Raw genomic sequence first — 16609 nt, forward strand, 5'->3', positions numbered from 1 at the left:
TCGATTTGCGGCTACCATCGGCAGCCCATGGCAAGCAAGAAGTCCCGTGCGGCCGGTTCACGCCGCAAGTCCTCCCGTAAAACATCCACCCGCGGCTCCTTCGGTTTCTGGGCCGCCCTCGTCACCTCGTCGCTGGCAGCGCTTCAGGTCACGAGTTGCACCCTCGACCCCGGCTGGAACAGCCGTATCCAGAAGCACCTGCCCGACCTGAGCGCGATCGAGCTGCCAGGCATCGGCTCCGGCGCTTCGAGCACACCCGCCACCGCGGCGCCGGTGCGGCGTGCCTCGGGCCCTGCGGTCGCCACGCGGTTCGATCAGTGCCGCCAGTTCTTTCCCGGCGAGCCGCCGGTTCTGTCGGGTTCGTCGGGCAACCTGCGCGAACTGTGCTTCAGTGCCTTCGCCGTGCTGCACAGCGGACAGACCAAGACCCCTGTCTTTGTCGTCGAGCGGCTGAGCCGCGCATCGCTTCAGCGAGGCAGCGGCCTCAAGCGCACCGACCGGTTTTATGCCGATGCACGCCTGCCCGCCGCAGAACGCGCCGAACTGGCCGATTACAAGGGTTCGGGCTACTCGCGCGGCCACATGGCCCCGGCCGCCGACATGCCGACGGAAGAAGGCATGGCGCAATCCTTCAGCCTGGCCAACATGGTTCCCCAGAACCAGAAGCACAACGGCGGCGATTGGGCCAAGATCGAGGACGACACGCGCAAGTACGCCCTGCGCGCCACCGGCGATATCTATGTCTACACCGGCCCGGTCTACGACGGCACCGTGCAGAAGACCATCGGCCCGGGCAAGGTGGCCGTGCCCAGCCATGTCTTCAAGCTGGTCTACGATCCTTCCACCGGCAAATCGTGGGCGCATTGGCACCAGAACGCCGACGGCCCGCAATCCCTGCAGCCCATCAGCTATGCGCAATTGGTCGAGCGCACCGGCCTGCATCTGATCCCGGCACTCGAGCACTGAGCGGCGGCCGACGGCAGACGGCACTGAACCGGGCGGCGGCGCGCCCGCAGCATGTCCGCGTGCAGACCCTCGACAGGGTTCATCGGATACGCCTCAGCCGGCGTTCTCCCGGTAGCCCTGGGGCCAGCCCTTTGCCCCGTCTGCACAGCAATCCTCCCAACCCCGTTCGCGGCTGGTGTGCCCGATACCCGGGTTGAAGGTGTTGGTCGGATCCAGCTGGCGGTAGAAACCGGCCAGCGAGGGCTTGGCGACATACAGGTGGCCCACGTTGTGCTCGGCCGGATATTCGGCGCGGCGCACATCGAGCAGGGTCCACATCGCATGCTCCATCTGCAGCGGGTCGACGCCCTTGCGCACGATGTAGTCCTGGTGGAAGACATGGCAGAAGAAGTGTCCGTAGTACAGCTTGTGGATGATGCCGTCCTCGAGGTCGGCGGGCAGTTGCTCCACCCACTCGCGGTCATTGCGCCGCAGCGCGACATCCAGGGCCACGATGTCGCCCACTGTGTTCGGGTGAGCCTCCCGGTAACGGATGGCGGCCCCTGCAATCGCAAAGCGGTGCAGGAAAGCCTTGCGTCCCTCGTCGGTGTCGCATTCGAAAAAAGCGCCGCTGGCACGGCCATCGAAAAACGCCGACAGGAACTCGCGAGTGGCCGGTGCGGTGTCGACCGACACCCGCACCAGCAGGTGATGCTCGAAGCGGTCGCGCCATTCGCGCATGCGTGCCGGAAGATGGCTGGGCAGCCGGTTCATCACCGCCTGGATCACCCGGTCGCTCACGCCCCGCAGCCCCAGCCGTTCGAAGAAGGCATCGACACGGCTCTTCAGCGCAAAGGCGGCCGGCACCCGAGCCGTGCCGAACCGGTCGATCAGCAGGAAGGTGTCCTTGCCATACCGTTCGCCGATGTCGTAGGCGGTACGGTGGATGTACTCGCCCGCGATGGGCAGGCGCGACAGCGCCGTCAGCAGGTGACGGCGCACGGTGGTGAGATCGGCCGGATCGTTGCTGCCGATGTAGAAGACCGTGCTGGCTTCTTTCGGAAACGTGTCGAGCCGCACGGCGAACAGGCACAGTTTGCCGGCCGAACCCGAGGCCTCGAACAGCCGCGACGGGTCGGCGTTGAAACGCGCAGGGGTCTCGGCGTCCACGTCGCGCACATGCTCGGCATAGCGGGGATCGGCCGCCGCACGGGTGGGATCGTGGCGCACGTCCTGCTCGCCGTATTGCCCGAGCTGCAGGCGCGTGAGGATGTCTTCCGGCGTCGAGCCCAGGTCGATGCCCAGATGATTGACCAGTGTCAGCGAGCCGTCGGCCTGCACCTGCGCGTACAGCGCGAGCTCGGTGTAGGCCGGGCCCCGCCGCACCAGTGCACCGCCCGAGTTGTTGCAGATGCCGCCCAGCACCGAAGCGCCGATGCACGACGAACCGATCACCGAGTGCGGCTCGCGTCCCAGAGGCGCCAGCGTCTGCTCCAGCCTGTCCAGCGTCGCCCCGGGCAGGCAGACCACCTGCTCGCCCTTGCCCAGCACCTGAATGCCCGGGATGCGCAGCGTGTTGATCAGCACCACGTCGCGGTCGTAGACATCGCCGTCGGGCGTCGAGCCTCCCGTCAGGCCGGTGTTGGCCGCCTGCATGATCACGATGCAGTCCGCCGCCACTGCGGCCTGCAGCACCTGCCACTGCTCGAGCAGCGTGCCGGGCCTCACCACGGCCAGCACCTCTCCCTGCCCGGTGCGATGGCCCTTGCGGAAGCGGCGCGTCTGGGCATCGTCCGTCAGCACATGGGCTGCGCCGACGACCTGGCGCAGGCGATTCAGCACCGCTTCGCGTCCGGCGGCGTCGCCGGTGCGGACAGGCCGTGTCGTGTCTCGGGTCGTGCTCATGGCCGTGTCTCCCGCACCAGCAGGTCGCCGGTGATCTGTGCGATGCTGCTGACGCTGGTGAGCGTCATCGCCACGCGGATTTCCTTTTCCAGCAGGTCGAGCAGATGGCTCACGCCGGATTCGCCCTGGGCCGCCAGCGCATAGATGTAGGCCCGGCCGATCATCGCGGCGTCGGCGCCCAGGGCGATCATGCGCACCACATCCAGGCCGCTGCGCACGCCCGAATCGGCGAGGATCTTGATCTGGCCCTTGACCGCATCGGCGATCGCCGGCAGCGCGCGTGCCGACGACAGCGCACCGTCGAGCTGCCGCCCGCCATGGTTGGAGACGATGATGCCGTCGGCGCCGAACCGCACCGCATCGCGCGCATCGTCGGCATCCAGAATGCCCTTGATCAGCATCGGACCCTTCCAGAAATCGCGTATCCATTCCAGATCCTTCCACGAAATGGAAGGGTCGAAATTCGCGCCCAGATAACCCATGTAGTCGGCCAGGCCGGTGGGCTTGCCCAGGTAGGCCGAGATGTTGCCGAGGTCGTGCGGCTTGCCGCGCAGGCCCACGTCCCAGGCCCAGCGGGGATGGGTCGCCGCCTGCACATAACGGCGCAGCGCCGCATGCGGGCCGCTCATGCCCGAGTGGGCGTCGCGGTAGCGGGCACCGGGCACCGGCATGTCCACCGTGAAGACCAGGGCCGTGCAACCGGCAGCCTGCGCACGCTCGAGCGCGTTCCGCATGAAACCGCGGTCCTTGAGCACGTACAGCTGGAACCACATCGGACGCTGGATGCGGGGCGCGACTTCCTCGATCGGGCACACCGATACGCTCGACATCGTGAAGGGAATGCCCTTGCGGTCTGCCGCGCGAGCCGCCTGCACCTCGCCGCGCCGGGCGTACATGCCGGTCAGGCCGACAGGCGACAACGCCACCGGCAGAGCCAGCTTCTCGCCGAACAGCTCGATCCCGGTATCGAGCCGGCTCATGTCCTTGAGCACGCGCTGGCGCAGCGCCACGCCGGCCAGGTCCTCGACATTGCGCCGCAGCGTGTGCTCGGCATAGGCACCACCGTCGATGTAGTGGAACAGGAAGGGCGGCAACCGCTTTTGCGCGGCCGCGCGGTAGTCGGTCGAAGAGGAAATGATCATGGCGTCAGGGCCCCGTCGGGGCATGGGGCGGCGAGGACAGGCGGGCCGCGCGCTCGCGGCGGGCCGTGTCCTCGTCGGTCTGGATCAGGGTGGCGCGCACGTAGTCGAGGTGTTCGCCGACCACCGCGCGGGCGCGTTCGGGGTCGCCGTCGACGATCGCCTGCATCAGCGCCTCGTGCTGGCCGGTCAGGCGCGGCACGGTATGGGGGCTGTCGTGAATGAACATCAGCCGGCGGTTCTGTGCCACCGTGCTGAGCACGAGGTCGAACAGGCCGCGCATCACCTGCACCAGCACCAGGTTGTGCGAGGCCTCTGCAATGGCCAGGTGGAATTGCGCATCGGCCTGCGCCGACCGTTCGGAGTCGCCGCCCTGCTGGTGCTCGACCATCAGGTCGAAGCAGCGGCGGATCTTGTCCTTGTCCTCTGGCGTGGCGCGCAGTGCGGCGTGCCAGGTGGTCGATGTCTCGAGCGCCACCCGGGCCTCGAGCACGTCGTAGCGGTACTGCGGATCGGACAGGATCAGGGCTGCCAGCGGCTCGACCGAGCGCTGGGGCCAGTGGTTTGCCGGCGACTGCACGAAGGTGCCGGCCCCCACGCGGCTCGACAGAACGCCCTGGCTGATGAGCTGCTGAATCGCCTCGCGCAACGACGTACGCGACACGCCGAGCTGCTCCGCCAGGCTGCGCTCGGACGGCAGGCGCTGGCCGGCCTGGAAACCTCCGGCTTGGATCAGCGCCAGCAACTGGTGCACGGCTTGGTCGGAAATACGCATGGTGTCTGGCTTTCTTTCGTCAATCTCGGAAGGGGCAGGCCGGCTTCGCGGGCGTCGCCGCTGGCGGGATGAATCGCCCCTCCGGATCGGACATCAGGGAATCATCCACGTCAGCCAATAGGCCTGCAGGGTCGTCATGATGCCGATCATCGCCGCGAAAATCAGGCTGTGCTTGACCGTGAAGCGGAACAGATCGGATTCCTTGCCCGCCAGCCCCACCGCCGCGCAGGCAATGGCGATGGATTGCGGCGAAATCATCTTGCCCGTCACGCCGCCCGTGGTGTTGGCCGCCACCATCAGCACCTGGGGCAAGCCCAACTGCTGCGCCGTGGTCGCCTGCAACGCCCCGAACAAGGCATTGGCCGAGGTGTCGGAGCCGGTCAGGAAGACGCCTATCCAGCCCAGGAAGGGCGAGAAGAACGTGAACGCCTTGCCCGTGTGAGCCAGTGCCAGGGCCAGCGTGGCCGACAGCCCCGAGTAGTTGGCGATGAAGGCAAAGGCCAGCACCATGCCGATGGAATAGATGGGCAGCGCCAGTTCCCTGAACGTCTCGCCCAGCGTGCGCAATGCGTGGGCCGGCTTCATCTTGAGATACGCAATGGTGATCACTGCGGCAATCACGATGGCCGTGCCCGTGGCCGAAAGCCAGTTGAAGGAATAGACCGCGCCATACGGCGTCGCCTGTGCCACCACAGGAGGCATCTTCTCGACCAGGTTGTGAAGGAAGGGCACGGGAATGTTGATCACGGTCGAAGCCAGTGCGCCGCCGGCCGTGAACAGGGCCTTGAAGGGTTTGATGCTCCAGAGCGTCACCATGGCCGTGAGCACGATGAAGGGCGACCACGCCTTGAGCACGCGGCCCAGCGTCAACGTGATAGCCTGGGCCGGCGGGGCTGTCGTCGCCGGTGCAGCCGTACCGCCTTCGGTCTCGAAGCGGAAGATGCGTTTGGGCTGCCACACCTTGAGAAACAGCGTCAGCGCGACCAAGGACACCAGGGCCGAGGTGATATCGGGCAGCTCAGGGCCGATGTAGTTGGCCGTGAGGAACTGCACCACCGCAAACGATCCGCCGCCCACCACCACGGCCGGCCACGTTTCCTTGACGCCGCGCCAGCCGTCCATGATGGCCATGATCCAGAAAAGCACGATGATGGTCATGAACGGCAACTGGCGCCCGGCCATCTGGCCGATGGCAAAGGGGTCGAGTCCCGAGACCTGTCCGGCCACGATGATCGGAATGCCCATGGCCCCGAAAGCCACCGGTGCCGTGTTGGCGATCAGGCACAGACCGGCGGCATACAGCGGCTTGAAGCCCAGGCCTACCAGCAGGGCGGCCGTGATGGCCACCGGGGCGCCGAAACCGGCTGCTCCCTCCAGAAAGGCGCCGAAACAGAAACCGACCAGGATGAGCTGCAAGCGCTGGTCAGGGGTGACCGAGAGGATGGATGCCCGGATGATCTCGAACTGCCCCGTCTTGACCGATATCTTGTACAGAAACACGGCGGCCACGATGATCCACGCGATGGGCCACAGGCCGTAGAAAAAACCATAGACCACGGAGGCCAGAGCGGCCGTCACGGGCATGCGGTAGAAGAACAGGGCGACCGCCAGCGCCAGCAGCACCGTGATGGTGCCCGCCACGTAACCCTTGAGCCTCAGCTTGGTCAAGGCCAGGAAAAAAAAGACGATGGGTATGAGCGCGACCAGGGCCGACAACCAGATGTTGCCAACCGGGTCATAGTTCTGCAGCCATGCTTGTGTTTGCATGTTCGATCAACTCCACTTGATGTTGTGAGCTGCGCAGGCGGAGGATCCACCGCGCGAATGGGCCGCAGTGCCTGCGCTGCCGGGCTGGCTGGGCCGGTCTCGACCGATGGGGCCGTGACGGGCTGGGGCTGGCGGCAGGGACAGGAACGTCGTGCCGGCGAGATGAATCCGAAGAATTCGACGTCTTCGAATTCCTTTGATTGGTAGTACCAATGTGGTTTGACTCAAACCAGTTCGCCGGGTGACGGTATTGTCTGGGCCCGTAAACCGGGGTTATCACAGTGTTTACCCTAGATGTGCAGGTTTATTCTTGCAAATTTTCTATTATTGGTATTACCAATTTTGCTTGGTGAAAATTGGCCCATACGCCACCCGCCCAGAGTCAAGCCCGTCTTTGTCCGACAGGGGAGCATGCGTTGCACCCCGTATAGTGTCGGCGCACCCCGGAGTTGTTGTTCCCATGCTCAAGTACTTTGAAACTGTTTCAGACGTCGGACGCTATCAAGCGGCGTTCGGCAACACGCTGTCCATCGATCAGCCCGAATGTGTCTTTCCCGGCGACATCGCGGCTTTCATTCGTGTTCCCTTCGGCCCCAACGAAGACGAAGAGGCGAAGTACCGTGAAACCCGTCCCGGCAGCTTTGGCCTGAAGACACACAAGATGGATCTGATGGACGGGCACAAGCTTGCGCCTTGCGTCGCGCAGGCGGATCGCCTGGCCGAGGATCCACGGTTCCACGATGCCTGGCAGATGCACCGGCATTGCCTGATTCCCGCCGAATCCATCATCTTGCGCACGTTCGCGCATGGCCGGCCGGCGCTGAAGCGCGTGCGGCGTGCCGATGGCCTGCCTCTCGCGCTGGCCGGCCTGTGGCATGGCGAAAAGATCGACGAGCGCTGGGAATACTCGTTCGTGGCGCTGTCCCTGGCGGCCGACCGAAGCGAGCTGCTGCCGTTTTCGGTCGAATCGCAGCCCTCGGGTCTGATGCCCGTGATCGTTCCGGAAGGTGCCTACGACGACTGGCTGACCGCACCGGTCAAACAATCGCATCACTACATGCACCCCTATCCCGCCGAACGGCTGGTCAGCGAGAGCCTGACGCGCACGCCCGGAACCTGAAGCGGGCGGCGCAGACGTCGCAGCGCCTGTCCGGCGCTGCCGTGCACCTTACTTGGTGCCGAAGATCCGGTCGCCTGCATCGCCCAGGCCAGGCAGGATGTAGCCGTGATCGCTCAGTTCACGGTCGACGGCGGCCGTGTAGATCGGCACATCGGGATGCGCCTTCTGCAGTGTGGCCACGCCTTCGGGTGCGGCCAGCAGGCACATGAACTTGATCGACTTGGGCTTCAGTTCCTTGAGCCGGTCGATGGCCGCCGCAGCCGAATTGCCCGTGGCCAGCATCGGGTCGACCACGATGATGTCGCGCTCTTCCATTTCGGAAGGCATCTTGAAGTAGTACTCCACGGCCACCAGCGTCTTGGGGTCGCGATAGAGACCGATGTGGCCCACGCGGGCGCCCGGCACCACGCTCAGCACGCCTTCGAGAATGCCGTTTCCGGCGCGGAGAATCGAGGCGAACACCAGCTTCTTGCCGTCGATGACCTGCGCCGTCATCTTCTCGAGCGGGGTCTCGATTTCGATGGCCTGAGTCGGCATGTCGCGGGTGACTTCATAGGCCATGAGCATGCTCAGCTCGTTGAGCAAGCGGCGGAAGCTGTTGGTGCTGGCTTCCTTCTTGCGCATCAGCGTCAGCTTGTGCTGGACCAGCGGGTGGGTAATGACATGGAGATTGTTGTTGGCACTCATGAAGATCGTTTCCTGCATCGCGCAAAAATTCCCGGCCGGAATCGCGCGCCAGACTGTAAAGACTCTATTGTCACGGAATGTGCGGGCTTGTTGCGCCTATCCGGCAAAATCGCCGCGCTTCGCCCGCACACCCCTGCAGACCTCCCGTCACAAACCGCCCGGGTGGACGACCATCAGCGTGAACGGGAAGACATAGGCCTGCAGCGTGACAAAAATCCCCATCAGGCAGGCCAGCGCGATCGAGTGGAAAAACACGTAGCGCAGGATGTCGCCCTCGTGGTTGAACCAGCGCGTGGCGGTCGACGCCACCACGATGGACTGCGCATCGATCATCTTCCCCATGACCCCGCCCGAACTGTTGGCCGCCCCCATGAGGTTGGGTGAAAGCCCCAACTGGTCCGCCGCCACCTTTTGCATGCCGCCGAACAGCACGTTCGATGCCGTGTCCGAACCCGTCAGTGCCACGCCCAGCCAGCCCATCAGCGTGCCGAAGAAGGGGTAGAACATGCCTGTGTTGGCAAAGGCCAGCCCCAGCGTGGTGTCGGTACCCGAATAACGCGTGAGCGTGCCCAGTGCCAGCATCAGCACGATGGTGAGCAGGGAAAACCGCACCAGCCAGACCGTGCGCGCAAACGTGCTCAGCAAACCGACGATGTTGTAACGCATCACCAGCCCACCCACGATGGCCGCAGCCAAGATGCCGGTTCCCGTCGCCGACAGCAGATTCAGGGTGTAGATGGCCGCTTCAGGATGCGGCGTCGGCACCACCGGCGGCACTTTCAGGATGAGATTGTGCAATCCCGGAATCGGAAATGCCGGTGCGAACAGACTGTTGAGAAACGCCTTGACCGGCGGCAGACCCCAGATGAAGACAAAGACCGTGAGAATCGCCCAGGGCGTCCAGGCCCGGACGATCGCTTCGCGGCTGTGGCTCACCGGTGCCACGACGGGGTTGGGACTGACGCTGGTGTCCTTGCCGCCTCGCAGAGAAGTGCTGGTCCAGACTTTGCGCGGTTGCCAGTACCTCAGAAAGGCGATCAGTGCGGCCATCGACAGGATCGCCGCGATGATGTCGACCAGCTCAGGTCCGATGAAATTGGAGACCAGGTACTGGGGAATCGCGAAAGCCAGTCCGGTGACCAGAATGGCAGGCCATATCTCCATCATGCCTTTGCGGCCGGCAAAGGCCCAGATCATCCAGAACGGCACCAGCACCGAGAAAAACGGCAGTTGGCGGCCCACCATCGCCGTGACTTCCATCAAGTCGTAGCCGTGCACCTTGGCCAGCGTGATCACCGGTGTGCCCAGCGCGCCGAAGGCCACGGGCGCCGTGTTGGCGATCAGCGACAGCCCCGACGCAGCCAGCGGCGAAAACCCCAGCCCGATCAGAATCGCCGCCGTCACGGCCACCGGGGTGCCGAAGCCGGCTGCGCCCTCGAAGAATGCCCCGAACGCAAACGCGATCATCAGCAACTGCAGCCGGCGGTCTTCCGTGATGCTGGCGATGGAATCCTGCAGCACCTTGAAGCTGCCGTTCTGTTCGGTCAGCTGGTGCAGAAAGATGATGTTGAGCACGATCCAGCCGATCGGCAGCAGCCCCGTCAACCCGCCCAGCAACGCCGCTTCGCCCGCCATGCCCGCCGGCATGTTGTAGGCCAAGATCGCCACCGCAAATGCCGCCAGCAGCCCCGCGCCTGCGGCGACATGGGCCTTGAGATGAAAAAACCCGAGCCCCGCCAGCATGACCACCACCGGCAATGCCGCCAGCAGCGTGGACAGAACCATATTGCCCAGGGGGTCGTAGACCTGTTGCCATGTCATCGCATTTCCTTCTATCGCCAAGGTGAACAGAGGAAAGCCCAGCGCCAATCATCTGGCGTATTCGCCAGCGAGACCACTCCGGGCCTACAGACGTGAATGGCCGGGACAGACAGCAACGCCATTCGCTGCCGAGTATAGGAGCGTCATGCTGCACTGCGCCAGAGCCTTTTGATGGCGGAAAACCCGAATGAAAAATGCGTGTTGGTTTGAATCGCCTGCGCGGAGCTATGAAATTCATTCAGTCATTTCATGGGTGGCACTGGCTGCCGCCGAGCAGGCGGAATTCCCTTTTCTGGTTGTTTTAATCATGGATTACATCTCGATGCAAAGCTGCACGGAATCGGTGAATGTCGCGGCGTAGGCTGTGCAAGAAATGTGCTGGGGTGTCGTTTGGAACTTTGCTTGCAATGGCGCCGAGATCAGGTCCTTGATTCGGTATTTGTTGACTCACAATTTAAAGTTGGCGGAGATCGAGGTTGAATTTATCCAGGTCCGATATGCGGATGGTTGGGGAGTTTTTTCATGAAAGGCGTTTTGTGAGTGGGTTTTCAATAACTGATCGATCGATGAATGCGTGTATTAAATGATTGTTGTTTGGTTTAATCACAGATTGCCGTTTACATTTTTCTATGATTACGGTGTGATCGTTGATGTTGGTTTTCGAGAGGGTAGGGTGGCTGTTGTTAATGGATGGTATGTGGCGAGTGCTTATTGATCGATGAGTGTTTGTTCGGGTTGTGGCTCTAGCGTTGTGATGGCTCGGTATGCGCATCGATCAAATTTTACGCTTTTCTCTGATTATGGTGTAGCTGTTCGAGTTGAGTTTAGGCGAGGAAAGATTGAGGTTGTGCATGGATGGTGCGTTTTGAATATGTATTGATGTGTATTGTTTTGATGGGCTTGGATTCTCGGGTAATCGGCCAGAGTACTTGATGGTTTTAATGGGCCTGCATGGAATCTTGAGATTTAACCTGTGAATGCATGGTTGGTGTTGCAGCCGCGGTGTGAGCGGGATTCCCTGTGTAGGCTATTTAAGTCATGGATTCAATCTCGACGCAAAAAAAACGCCAGGAACCGGTGAATGTCGCCGCTTAAGGTTTGGCGCGATCTGGGGAGGTTTGCTTCTGAAATTTCCGCGTTGACTTTCTGATGTGTCAATGACGGTTGCGACTGGTTTGTGGAGCGTAGGTCCAGTATGACGATGAGTCTGCGATGTTTTCCATGTCGTGTGGTGAGTGATTTTTTAACCGTCAATTAAACTGGGCTTAAACATCATGTTGAGTTTTCTGAGTTCTCGGAGAAAGATTTTATTGATAGGGGTGTCTTGGGTCGCGTTGACTCTGAGCTGCTCATGGCATGCGATTGGCAATGAGGCTTGGATAGGGCAAAAGCGCCTCGAAAATTCGGTTGAATTGGGGCAGATCGTTGAGTTGGCTCAGTGGTCTAAAGCTTCGCATGGGACGGTGTGTGTCTTGTTTACATATCAGACTGAAGTCAATGAAGATATGTTGGGCGCCCATCAAATTAATTTATATCTTGATTCAATAGATTACAAGGGGTACGAGCATGAATGGTCATTGGCTGCTGTGACAACGGAAGGAGTCAACCTGTCTCGATTCGATGTGTCGCTGCGCTCAGATGTATTGGGGTCACACAACATCGGGGTTTATGGTCGAGCAATGTTGCCGAAGAACTTCAAGCCCGTCTACTGCGCCGATCTGAGTCGCGCCGCGATCACGAAAATTAAGTTGTTCGGTAGATTTTATTTTATTCTAGGAGAATTTTGATGAAGGAAGACGATGATTTATATTGTCGATATATGCGCGAAGCAAAGCATTACGCAAATTATTATAAGATAGATCCCGAAACTTCCTCTGGCGGTGTGGCCAGACCCGAATTGGTATAGACATCGGTGGCGAAGAAATTCTTATTGGGTGGTCATGATGTTAGTCCTAACCCGTATGGGCTGAATGAAGGCGATTTCGACTTGGGTGAGTCTTCGGCATATCGGCGGATCGATGATTCGTGGTTTGAGGCAAGAAACGACATGCGTATACCGGATCGCGGGGTCAACAGTGGCACTTATTTTGGCGATCGCAGGGCCGATCCAGTGAGTCTGGAAAGGCCGGGTAGCGATGATGATCTGGCTGTCACCCCGTCTTGGTCCCATGAGATAAACGATACCGACCTCCAACTCACTCTTCTCGAAACCCACGACACATGGACCGTCGTGAACGGGTATAGCGGATCGGCGTTCCGCGTGGAAGATTTCGATCTGAGCGACGGCAGTCAGGTGTTGCAGAACGAAGTCGACGCCCGGGTCGCTGCAATGGCGGACTATGTTCTGCTGCCGCCTCTTGCCGTTCACGCCTACTCCGCACTGGACTATCAGGTGGTCTGACGGCCATGAAAAAACCCGCGGACGTCGGGTGTCGACGTGTCGCGGGTCTTGCGTGCGAATCGGGCCGGTGCGGCGGGCACCAGCCAGAGTGCCGGTCAGCGCATTACTGGATCTTGGCCTTGCTGCGCAGTTCGTTCTGGTAAGCCTGCAGCTTTTGCTGCTGCAGTTGCTGAACGACCTGCGGCTTGACGTCTTCGAAGGCGGGCAGTTGGGCATCGCGCACGTCGTCGAGGCGGATGATGTGGAAGCCGAACTGGGTCTTGACCGGTGTTTCGGTCATCTGGCCCTTGGTGAGCTGGGTCAGTGCCTGGCCGAACTCGGGAACGTAGGTGTCGGGCGAAGCCCAGTCGAGGTCGCCGCCGCGCTCACCCGATCCCGGGTCCTTGGAGAACTTCTGGGCCAGCTCGTCGAACTTCGCACCCTTCTTGATCTGGTCGATCAGGGACTTGGCTTGCTCTTCGCTCTCGACCAGGATGTGGCGGGCATGGTATTCCTTGCCGCCGTTGGCTGCGGCGTACTTGTCGTACTCGGCCTTGGCTTCGGCGTCGGTGACGGGGTGCTTTTCGCTGTACTGGGCAAACAGGTCCTGGATCAGGATGGCCTGGCGGGCGAGTTCCAGCTGGGTGCGGTAGTTTTCGCTCTTGTCCAGGCCTTGGGCTTGCGCAGCCTGCATGAACACTTCGCGCATGACGATTTCTTGTTTGATCTGGTCACGCAGTTCCGGCGTCACGGGACGGCCCGAGCGTTCGAACTGCTTGATCAGCGCATCGATGCGCGAGCTGGGCACTGGCTTGCCGTTGACGATGGCGGCATTCTGCGCCAGGGCCGCCACGCTGGTGACGGCGAGTGTGGCAGCAACGGCCAGGCTCAGGACTTTGTTTTTCATGTACATACTCGTTGAAGTTGATGTCTATTCTGAAATCGGAGCGTCAGGTGGCACGCCTCAAGGGCTGGCGTGACCTTCACGTCTGAACATTGAGAGCAGGCCGGTCGCAAAAGGTTGCATGCCCGGCCTGCTCGCAGTGTCGGACAGGGTCGACGAATGCGGATCAGGGCCTGGGCGGCCCGGTTTCGATGGCCAGCGCGTGCAGGCCCAGGGCATGGCAATCGGCGAGGGCATCATACACAAGCCGATGTTGCCGAACCCGGCTCAGCCCTTCGAATTCAGGGGATGCGATGCGCACGCGGAAATGCGTTCCCCAACCCTGTGCATTGGCTCCGGCGTGCCCGGCATGGGCAGCGCTTTCGTCCAGGACTTCGAGGGAGGTGGGGGCCAGTGCGGCACGCAGGCGGTGTTCGAGCTCGGCCGTGGTGAGCAAGGCCGGAGCAGCGGCGGGATGTTGCTGGGTCATGGCTGGCGAGGGGGCTGGCTGTCGTCCTGATCGTGCGACGGCGGGTGACTCGGCGCATGCCCTGCGGGCTCTGCCTGGCTGCCGCTCATGTGCCGGCTCACGTACAGACCCTGGGCCAGGATGAAGGCGATCGGGAAAACATAACCCCAGATCTTGAAGTCCATCCAGGCTTCGGTGCTGTAGGCCACGGCCACATAGGCGTTGAGTGCCCCCATGAACAAAAAGTAGAGGGCCCAGCTGTAATTGAGACGGGTCCAGACGGCGGGCGGCAGCGCCAGTTGTTTGCCCAGCAGCACATGCAGGAAGTTGCGGCGCATCAGCCATTGGCCGCCCAGCAGCAGCAGCGCCATGGCCGTGTAGAGCACGGTCGGTTTCCACTTGATGAAGCGGTCGTCGTGGAGTCCCAGAGTCAGTGCGCCGAACGCCAGGATCAGCACCAGGGTGGCTTTCTGCATGGTCTGGAGCTTGCGCTCCATGGCATAGATCACGGCCATCTGCACGCAGGTGGCGGCCATGAGCACGCCGGTGGCGATGTAGATGTCGGTCAGCTTGTAGGCGCCGAAGAACAGCAGGATGGGGACGAAGTCGAGCAGGGCTTTCATGGACGGGATTATTCCTTGTTCCGAAGCCCGTTCAGCCTTTGGGCTCGAAGTCCAGCGAAGCGGAGTTCATGCAGTAGCGCAAGCCGGTGGGTGCCGGACCGTCGGGAAACACATGGCCGAGGTGGGCGTCGCAACTGGCACAGACCGTTTCGGTGCGTACCATGCCGTGGCTGCGGTCGACGATTTCGCGGATGGCGCCCGGCACGGCTTCCGAAAAACTCGGCCAGCCGCAGCCTGCGTCGAACTTCGTGCTGGCGTCGAACAGCAGCGCACCGCAGCAGATGCAGTGATAGCTGCCATCGTCCCACACACGGTTGTACTTGCCGGTGAACGGACGTTCGGTGGCGGCATGGCGAGTGACTTCGAATGCCACCGGCTCGGCGTTCTTGTCGGCGAGGATGGCACGCCATTCGGCGTCGCTGCGTTGTGGTTGCGAAGGCTGATTGGCGGTCTGATCGTGGGTCATGATGAGCAACTGATGGTGATGTTGGAGGCCCAGTCCGGGGGGAATCCAGCCAGCGCGTCGTGCTGCGGGTGTTCGTCATATGGGGACGACAGCACGCTCAGCAAGTCCTGCGTGGGCTGGAAGTCGCCGTTCTCGGCGGCTTCGATGGCGGTTTGCGCCAGATGGTTGCGCAGCACGTACTTGGGATTGGTGCGCAGCATGGCGGCCGAAATGGCCGCGGTGTCGCGCCCCGCCACGTGCGCGGTGTAGTCGGCCGCCCAGGCGTCGAGGGCCGGGCGATCGAGAAACAGGTCGCGCACGGCCTCGAACTGCGGTGTGCCCGGCAGCCCCTCGCTCAGGCGGCGCCAGAAGATGGGGTAGTCGGTGCGCTCCCGGGCCATGAGCTGGAGCAGCGGATTGAGCAGACGGATCTCGCCGTCGGCATCGAGCTCCGGCAGGCCGAGCTTGGCGCCCATGGCCCGGCGCAGCAATCCGGGAAAGTCGGCTTTGTAGGTCTCGAGTGCGGCCAGTGCGGTGTCCGAATCGCCGATGAGCGGCATCAGGGCCTGGCCCAGTGCATACAGGTTCCACATCGCCACATTCGGCTGCCGGTTGTAGGCATAGCGGCCCTGATGGTCGCTGTGGTTGCAGATGTGGGTGGGATCGAAGCCGTCGAGGAACTGGAAGGGACCGTAGTCCAGGGTCAGGCCCAGGATGCTCATGTTGTCCGTGTTCATGACGCCGTGGCAGAAACCGATGGCCTGCCAGTCCGCCATCAGCGCCGCCGTACGTGCCGTGACGGCGGCGAGCAAGGCGGTGTAGGGCTGGGTTTCATCGGCGCAACCGGGGTAGTGGTGCGCGATGACGAAGTCGGCCAACTGCCGCAGCTCGTCATGCAGGCCGTTGTGCGAGAAGTGCTCGAAATGGCCAAAACGAATGAAGCTGGGTGCCACGCGGGTGACCACGGCGGCCGTTTCGGTTTCCTCGCGCCGCACGGGGGCGGGCGAGCCGGTGATGCACAGCGCGCGGGTGGTGGCCACGCCCAGGCCATGCAGGGCCTCGCTGGCGAGGAACTCCCGGATGGACGAGCGCAGCACGGCGCGCCCGTCGCCCATGCGCGAATACGGCGTGGGGCCGGATCCCTTGAGCTGAAACTCCATCGGGCCGGCGGCCGTGCGGGTTTCGCCGAGCAGCAGGGCCCGCCCGTCGCCCAACTGGCCGGCCCACATGCCGAACTGATGCCCGCTGTAGACGGTGGCGATGCTGGCGTTGCCGCCCCAGGGACGGTTGCCGGTGAAGACATCCAGCGCTTCGTCGCTCGCCAACCAATCGAGGTCCAGGCCGAGCTCGCGTGCCAGGCCCTCGTTGCGGGCCACCCAGTGAGGGCCGGGCAGGGCGCGCGCAGGCCATGCGGTCGAGAAGGCCGGTCCCAGGCTGTGAAAGCGGTTGAGCCAGGCTGGCCTGCCGGCCAGAGGGGCGCCGGCGGTCGGGTCGGCCGGGCTGGGGGTGGATTCGGAGGAAGCCGTGAAGGAAGCAGTCTGCATGACTCTATTGTCCCTCTCCTGTGCAGGGCGAGCAGGCCGGCGCGAAGTAGACCTACGCGCGGCAGGCCGATGTGACGATGCCGCAGGTGTCATGCAGGCGACAACA

The 16609-nt window shown here is 62.6% G+C and carries 15 protein-coding genes; 4 read left to right on the top strand and 11 right to left on the bottom strand.

The window, feature by feature from the left end; translation table 11 throughout:
* The first annotated feature begins 27 nt into the window (after positions 1 to 27).
* Positions 28 to 966 carry a DNA/RNA non-specific endonuclease gene (locus EC845_RS01365; RefSeq protein WP_199739695.1) on the top strand — a complete coding sequence of 313 codons (939 nt, stop codon included), beginning with the start codon at positions 28 to 30 and terminating at the stop codon, positions 964 to 966.
* A gap of 93 nt (positions 967 to 1059) precedes the next feature.
* Here EC845_RS01365 and dld read toward each other — a convergent pair whose 3' ends face one another.
* The 4 genes from dld to lldP all read right to left on the bottom strand — a co-directional run bounded on the left by dld (position 1060) and on the right by lldP (position 6531).
* Complete coding sequence (dld, locus tag EC845_RS01370) at positions 1060 to 2850, bottom strand: D-lactate dehydrogenase (protein WP_123295434.1); 1791 nt, start codon at positions 2848 to 2850, stop codon at positions 1060 to 1062.
* Positions 2847 to 3992, bottom strand: a complete 1146-nt coding sequence (gene lldD, locus EC845_RS01375) for an FMN-dependent L-lactate dehydrogenase LldD (RefSeq protein WP_123295435.1) — start codon at positions 3990 to 3992, stop codon at positions 2847 to 2849. Before lldD ends, dld begins: the two co-directional genes overlap by 4 nt.
* A 4-nt stretch (positions 3993 to 3996) precedes the next feature.
* A complete protein-coding gene (lldR, locus tag EC845_RS01380; protein WP_123295436.1) occupies positions 3997 to 4764 on the bottom strand; it encodes a transcriptional regulator LldR in 768 nt (255 codons plus the stop codon).
* A gap of 93 nt (positions 4765 to 4857) precedes the next feature.
* A complete protein-coding gene (gene lldP, locus EC845_RS01385; protein ID WP_123295437.1) occupies positions 4858 to 6531 on the bottom strand; it encodes an L-lactate permease in 1674 nt (557 codons plus the stop codon).
* 460 nt (positions 6532 to 6991) lie between these two features.
* Between lldP and EC845_RS01390 the strand changes: the two genes are divergently transcribed.
* Complete coding sequence (locus EC845_RS01390; RefSeq protein ID WP_123295438.1) at positions 6992 to 7651, top strand: SOS response-associated peptidase family protein; 660 nt, start codon at positions 6992 to 6994, stop codon at positions 7649 to 7651.
* 48 nt (positions 7652 to 7699) lie between these two features.
* Here EC845_RS01390 and upp read toward each other — a convergent pair whose 3' ends face one another.
* Both upp and EC845_RS01400 read right to left on the bottom strand, forming a co-directional pair.
* Positions 7700 to 8338 carry a uracil phosphoribosyltransferase gene (upp, locus tag EC845_RS01395; RefSeq protein ID WP_123295439.1) on the bottom strand — a complete coding sequence of 213 codons (639 nt, stop codon included), beginning with the start codon at positions 8336 to 8338 and terminating at the stop codon, positions 7700 to 7702.
* Between the two features lie 147 nt (positions 8339 to 8485).
* Positions 8486 to 10159 (bottom strand): L-lactate permease, encoded by a 1674-nt coding sequence (locus tag EC845_RS01400; protein ID WP_123295440.1) that lies wholly within the window; start codon positions 10157 to 10159, stop codon positions 8486 to 8488.
* A 1274-nt stretch (positions 10160 to 11433) separates the two neighbouring features.
* Between EC845_RS01400 and EC845_RS22005 the strand changes: the two genes are divergently transcribed.
* Positions 11434 to 11946, top strand: a complete 513-nt coding sequence (locus EC845_RS22005; protein WP_148077210.1) for a hypothetical protein — start codon at positions 11434 to 11436, stop codon at positions 11944 to 11946.
* Between the two features lie 125 nt (positions 11947 to 12071).
* A complete protein-coding gene (locus EC845_RS01405) occupies positions 12072 to 12560 on the top strand; it encodes a calcium-binding protein (RefSeq protein WP_148077211.1) in 489 nt (162 codons plus the stop codon).
* Positions 12561 to 12663: 103 nt separating this feature from the next.
* On the opposite strand, the gene EC845_RS01410 is transcribed toward EC845_RS01405, so the two are convergent.
* The 5 genes from EC845_RS01410 to EC845_RS01430 form a co-directional block, all read right to left on the bottom strand.
* Positions 12664 to 13446, bottom strand: coding sequence for a peptidylprolyl isomerase (locus EC845_RS01410; protein ID WP_123295442.1), 783 nt, complete (start codon positions 13444 to 13446; stop codon positions 12664 to 12666).
* Between the two features lie 163 nt (positions 13447 to 13609).
* A complete protein-coding gene (locus tag EC845_RS01415) occupies positions 13610 to 13912 on the bottom strand; it encodes a BolA family transcriptional regulator (protein ID WP_123295443.1) in 303 nt (100 codons plus the stop codon).
* Positions 13909 to 14514 carry a septation protein A gene (locus EC845_RS01420; RefSeq protein ID WP_123295444.1) on the bottom strand — a complete coding sequence of 202 codons (606 nt, stop codon included), beginning with the start codon at positions 14512 to 14514 and terminating at the stop codon, positions 13909 to 13911. Before EC845_RS01420 ends, EC845_RS01415 begins: the two co-directional genes overlap by 4 nt.
* A 31-nt stretch (positions 14515 to 14545) precedes the next feature.
* Positions 14546 to 14980, bottom strand: coding sequence for a peptide-methionine (R)-S-oxide reductase MsrB (gene msrB / locus EC845_RS01425; protein WP_123295445.1), 435 nt, complete (start codon positions 14978 to 14980; stop codon positions 14546 to 14548).
* Complete coding sequence (locus EC845_RS01430) at positions 14977 to 16503, bottom strand: YdiU family protein (protein ID WP_123295446.1); 1527 nt, start codon at positions 16501 to 16503, stop codon at positions 14977 to 14979. The genes msrB and EC845_RS01430 overlap by 4 nt, the downstream gene beginning before the upstream one ends.
* Positions 16504 to 16609: the final 106 nt, after the last annotated feature.

Source organism: Comamonas sp. BIGb0124, from assembly GCF_003752175.1.
Lineage (GTDB): Bacteria > Pseudomonadota > Gammaproteobacteria > Burkholderiales > Burkholderiaceae_C > Comamonas_F.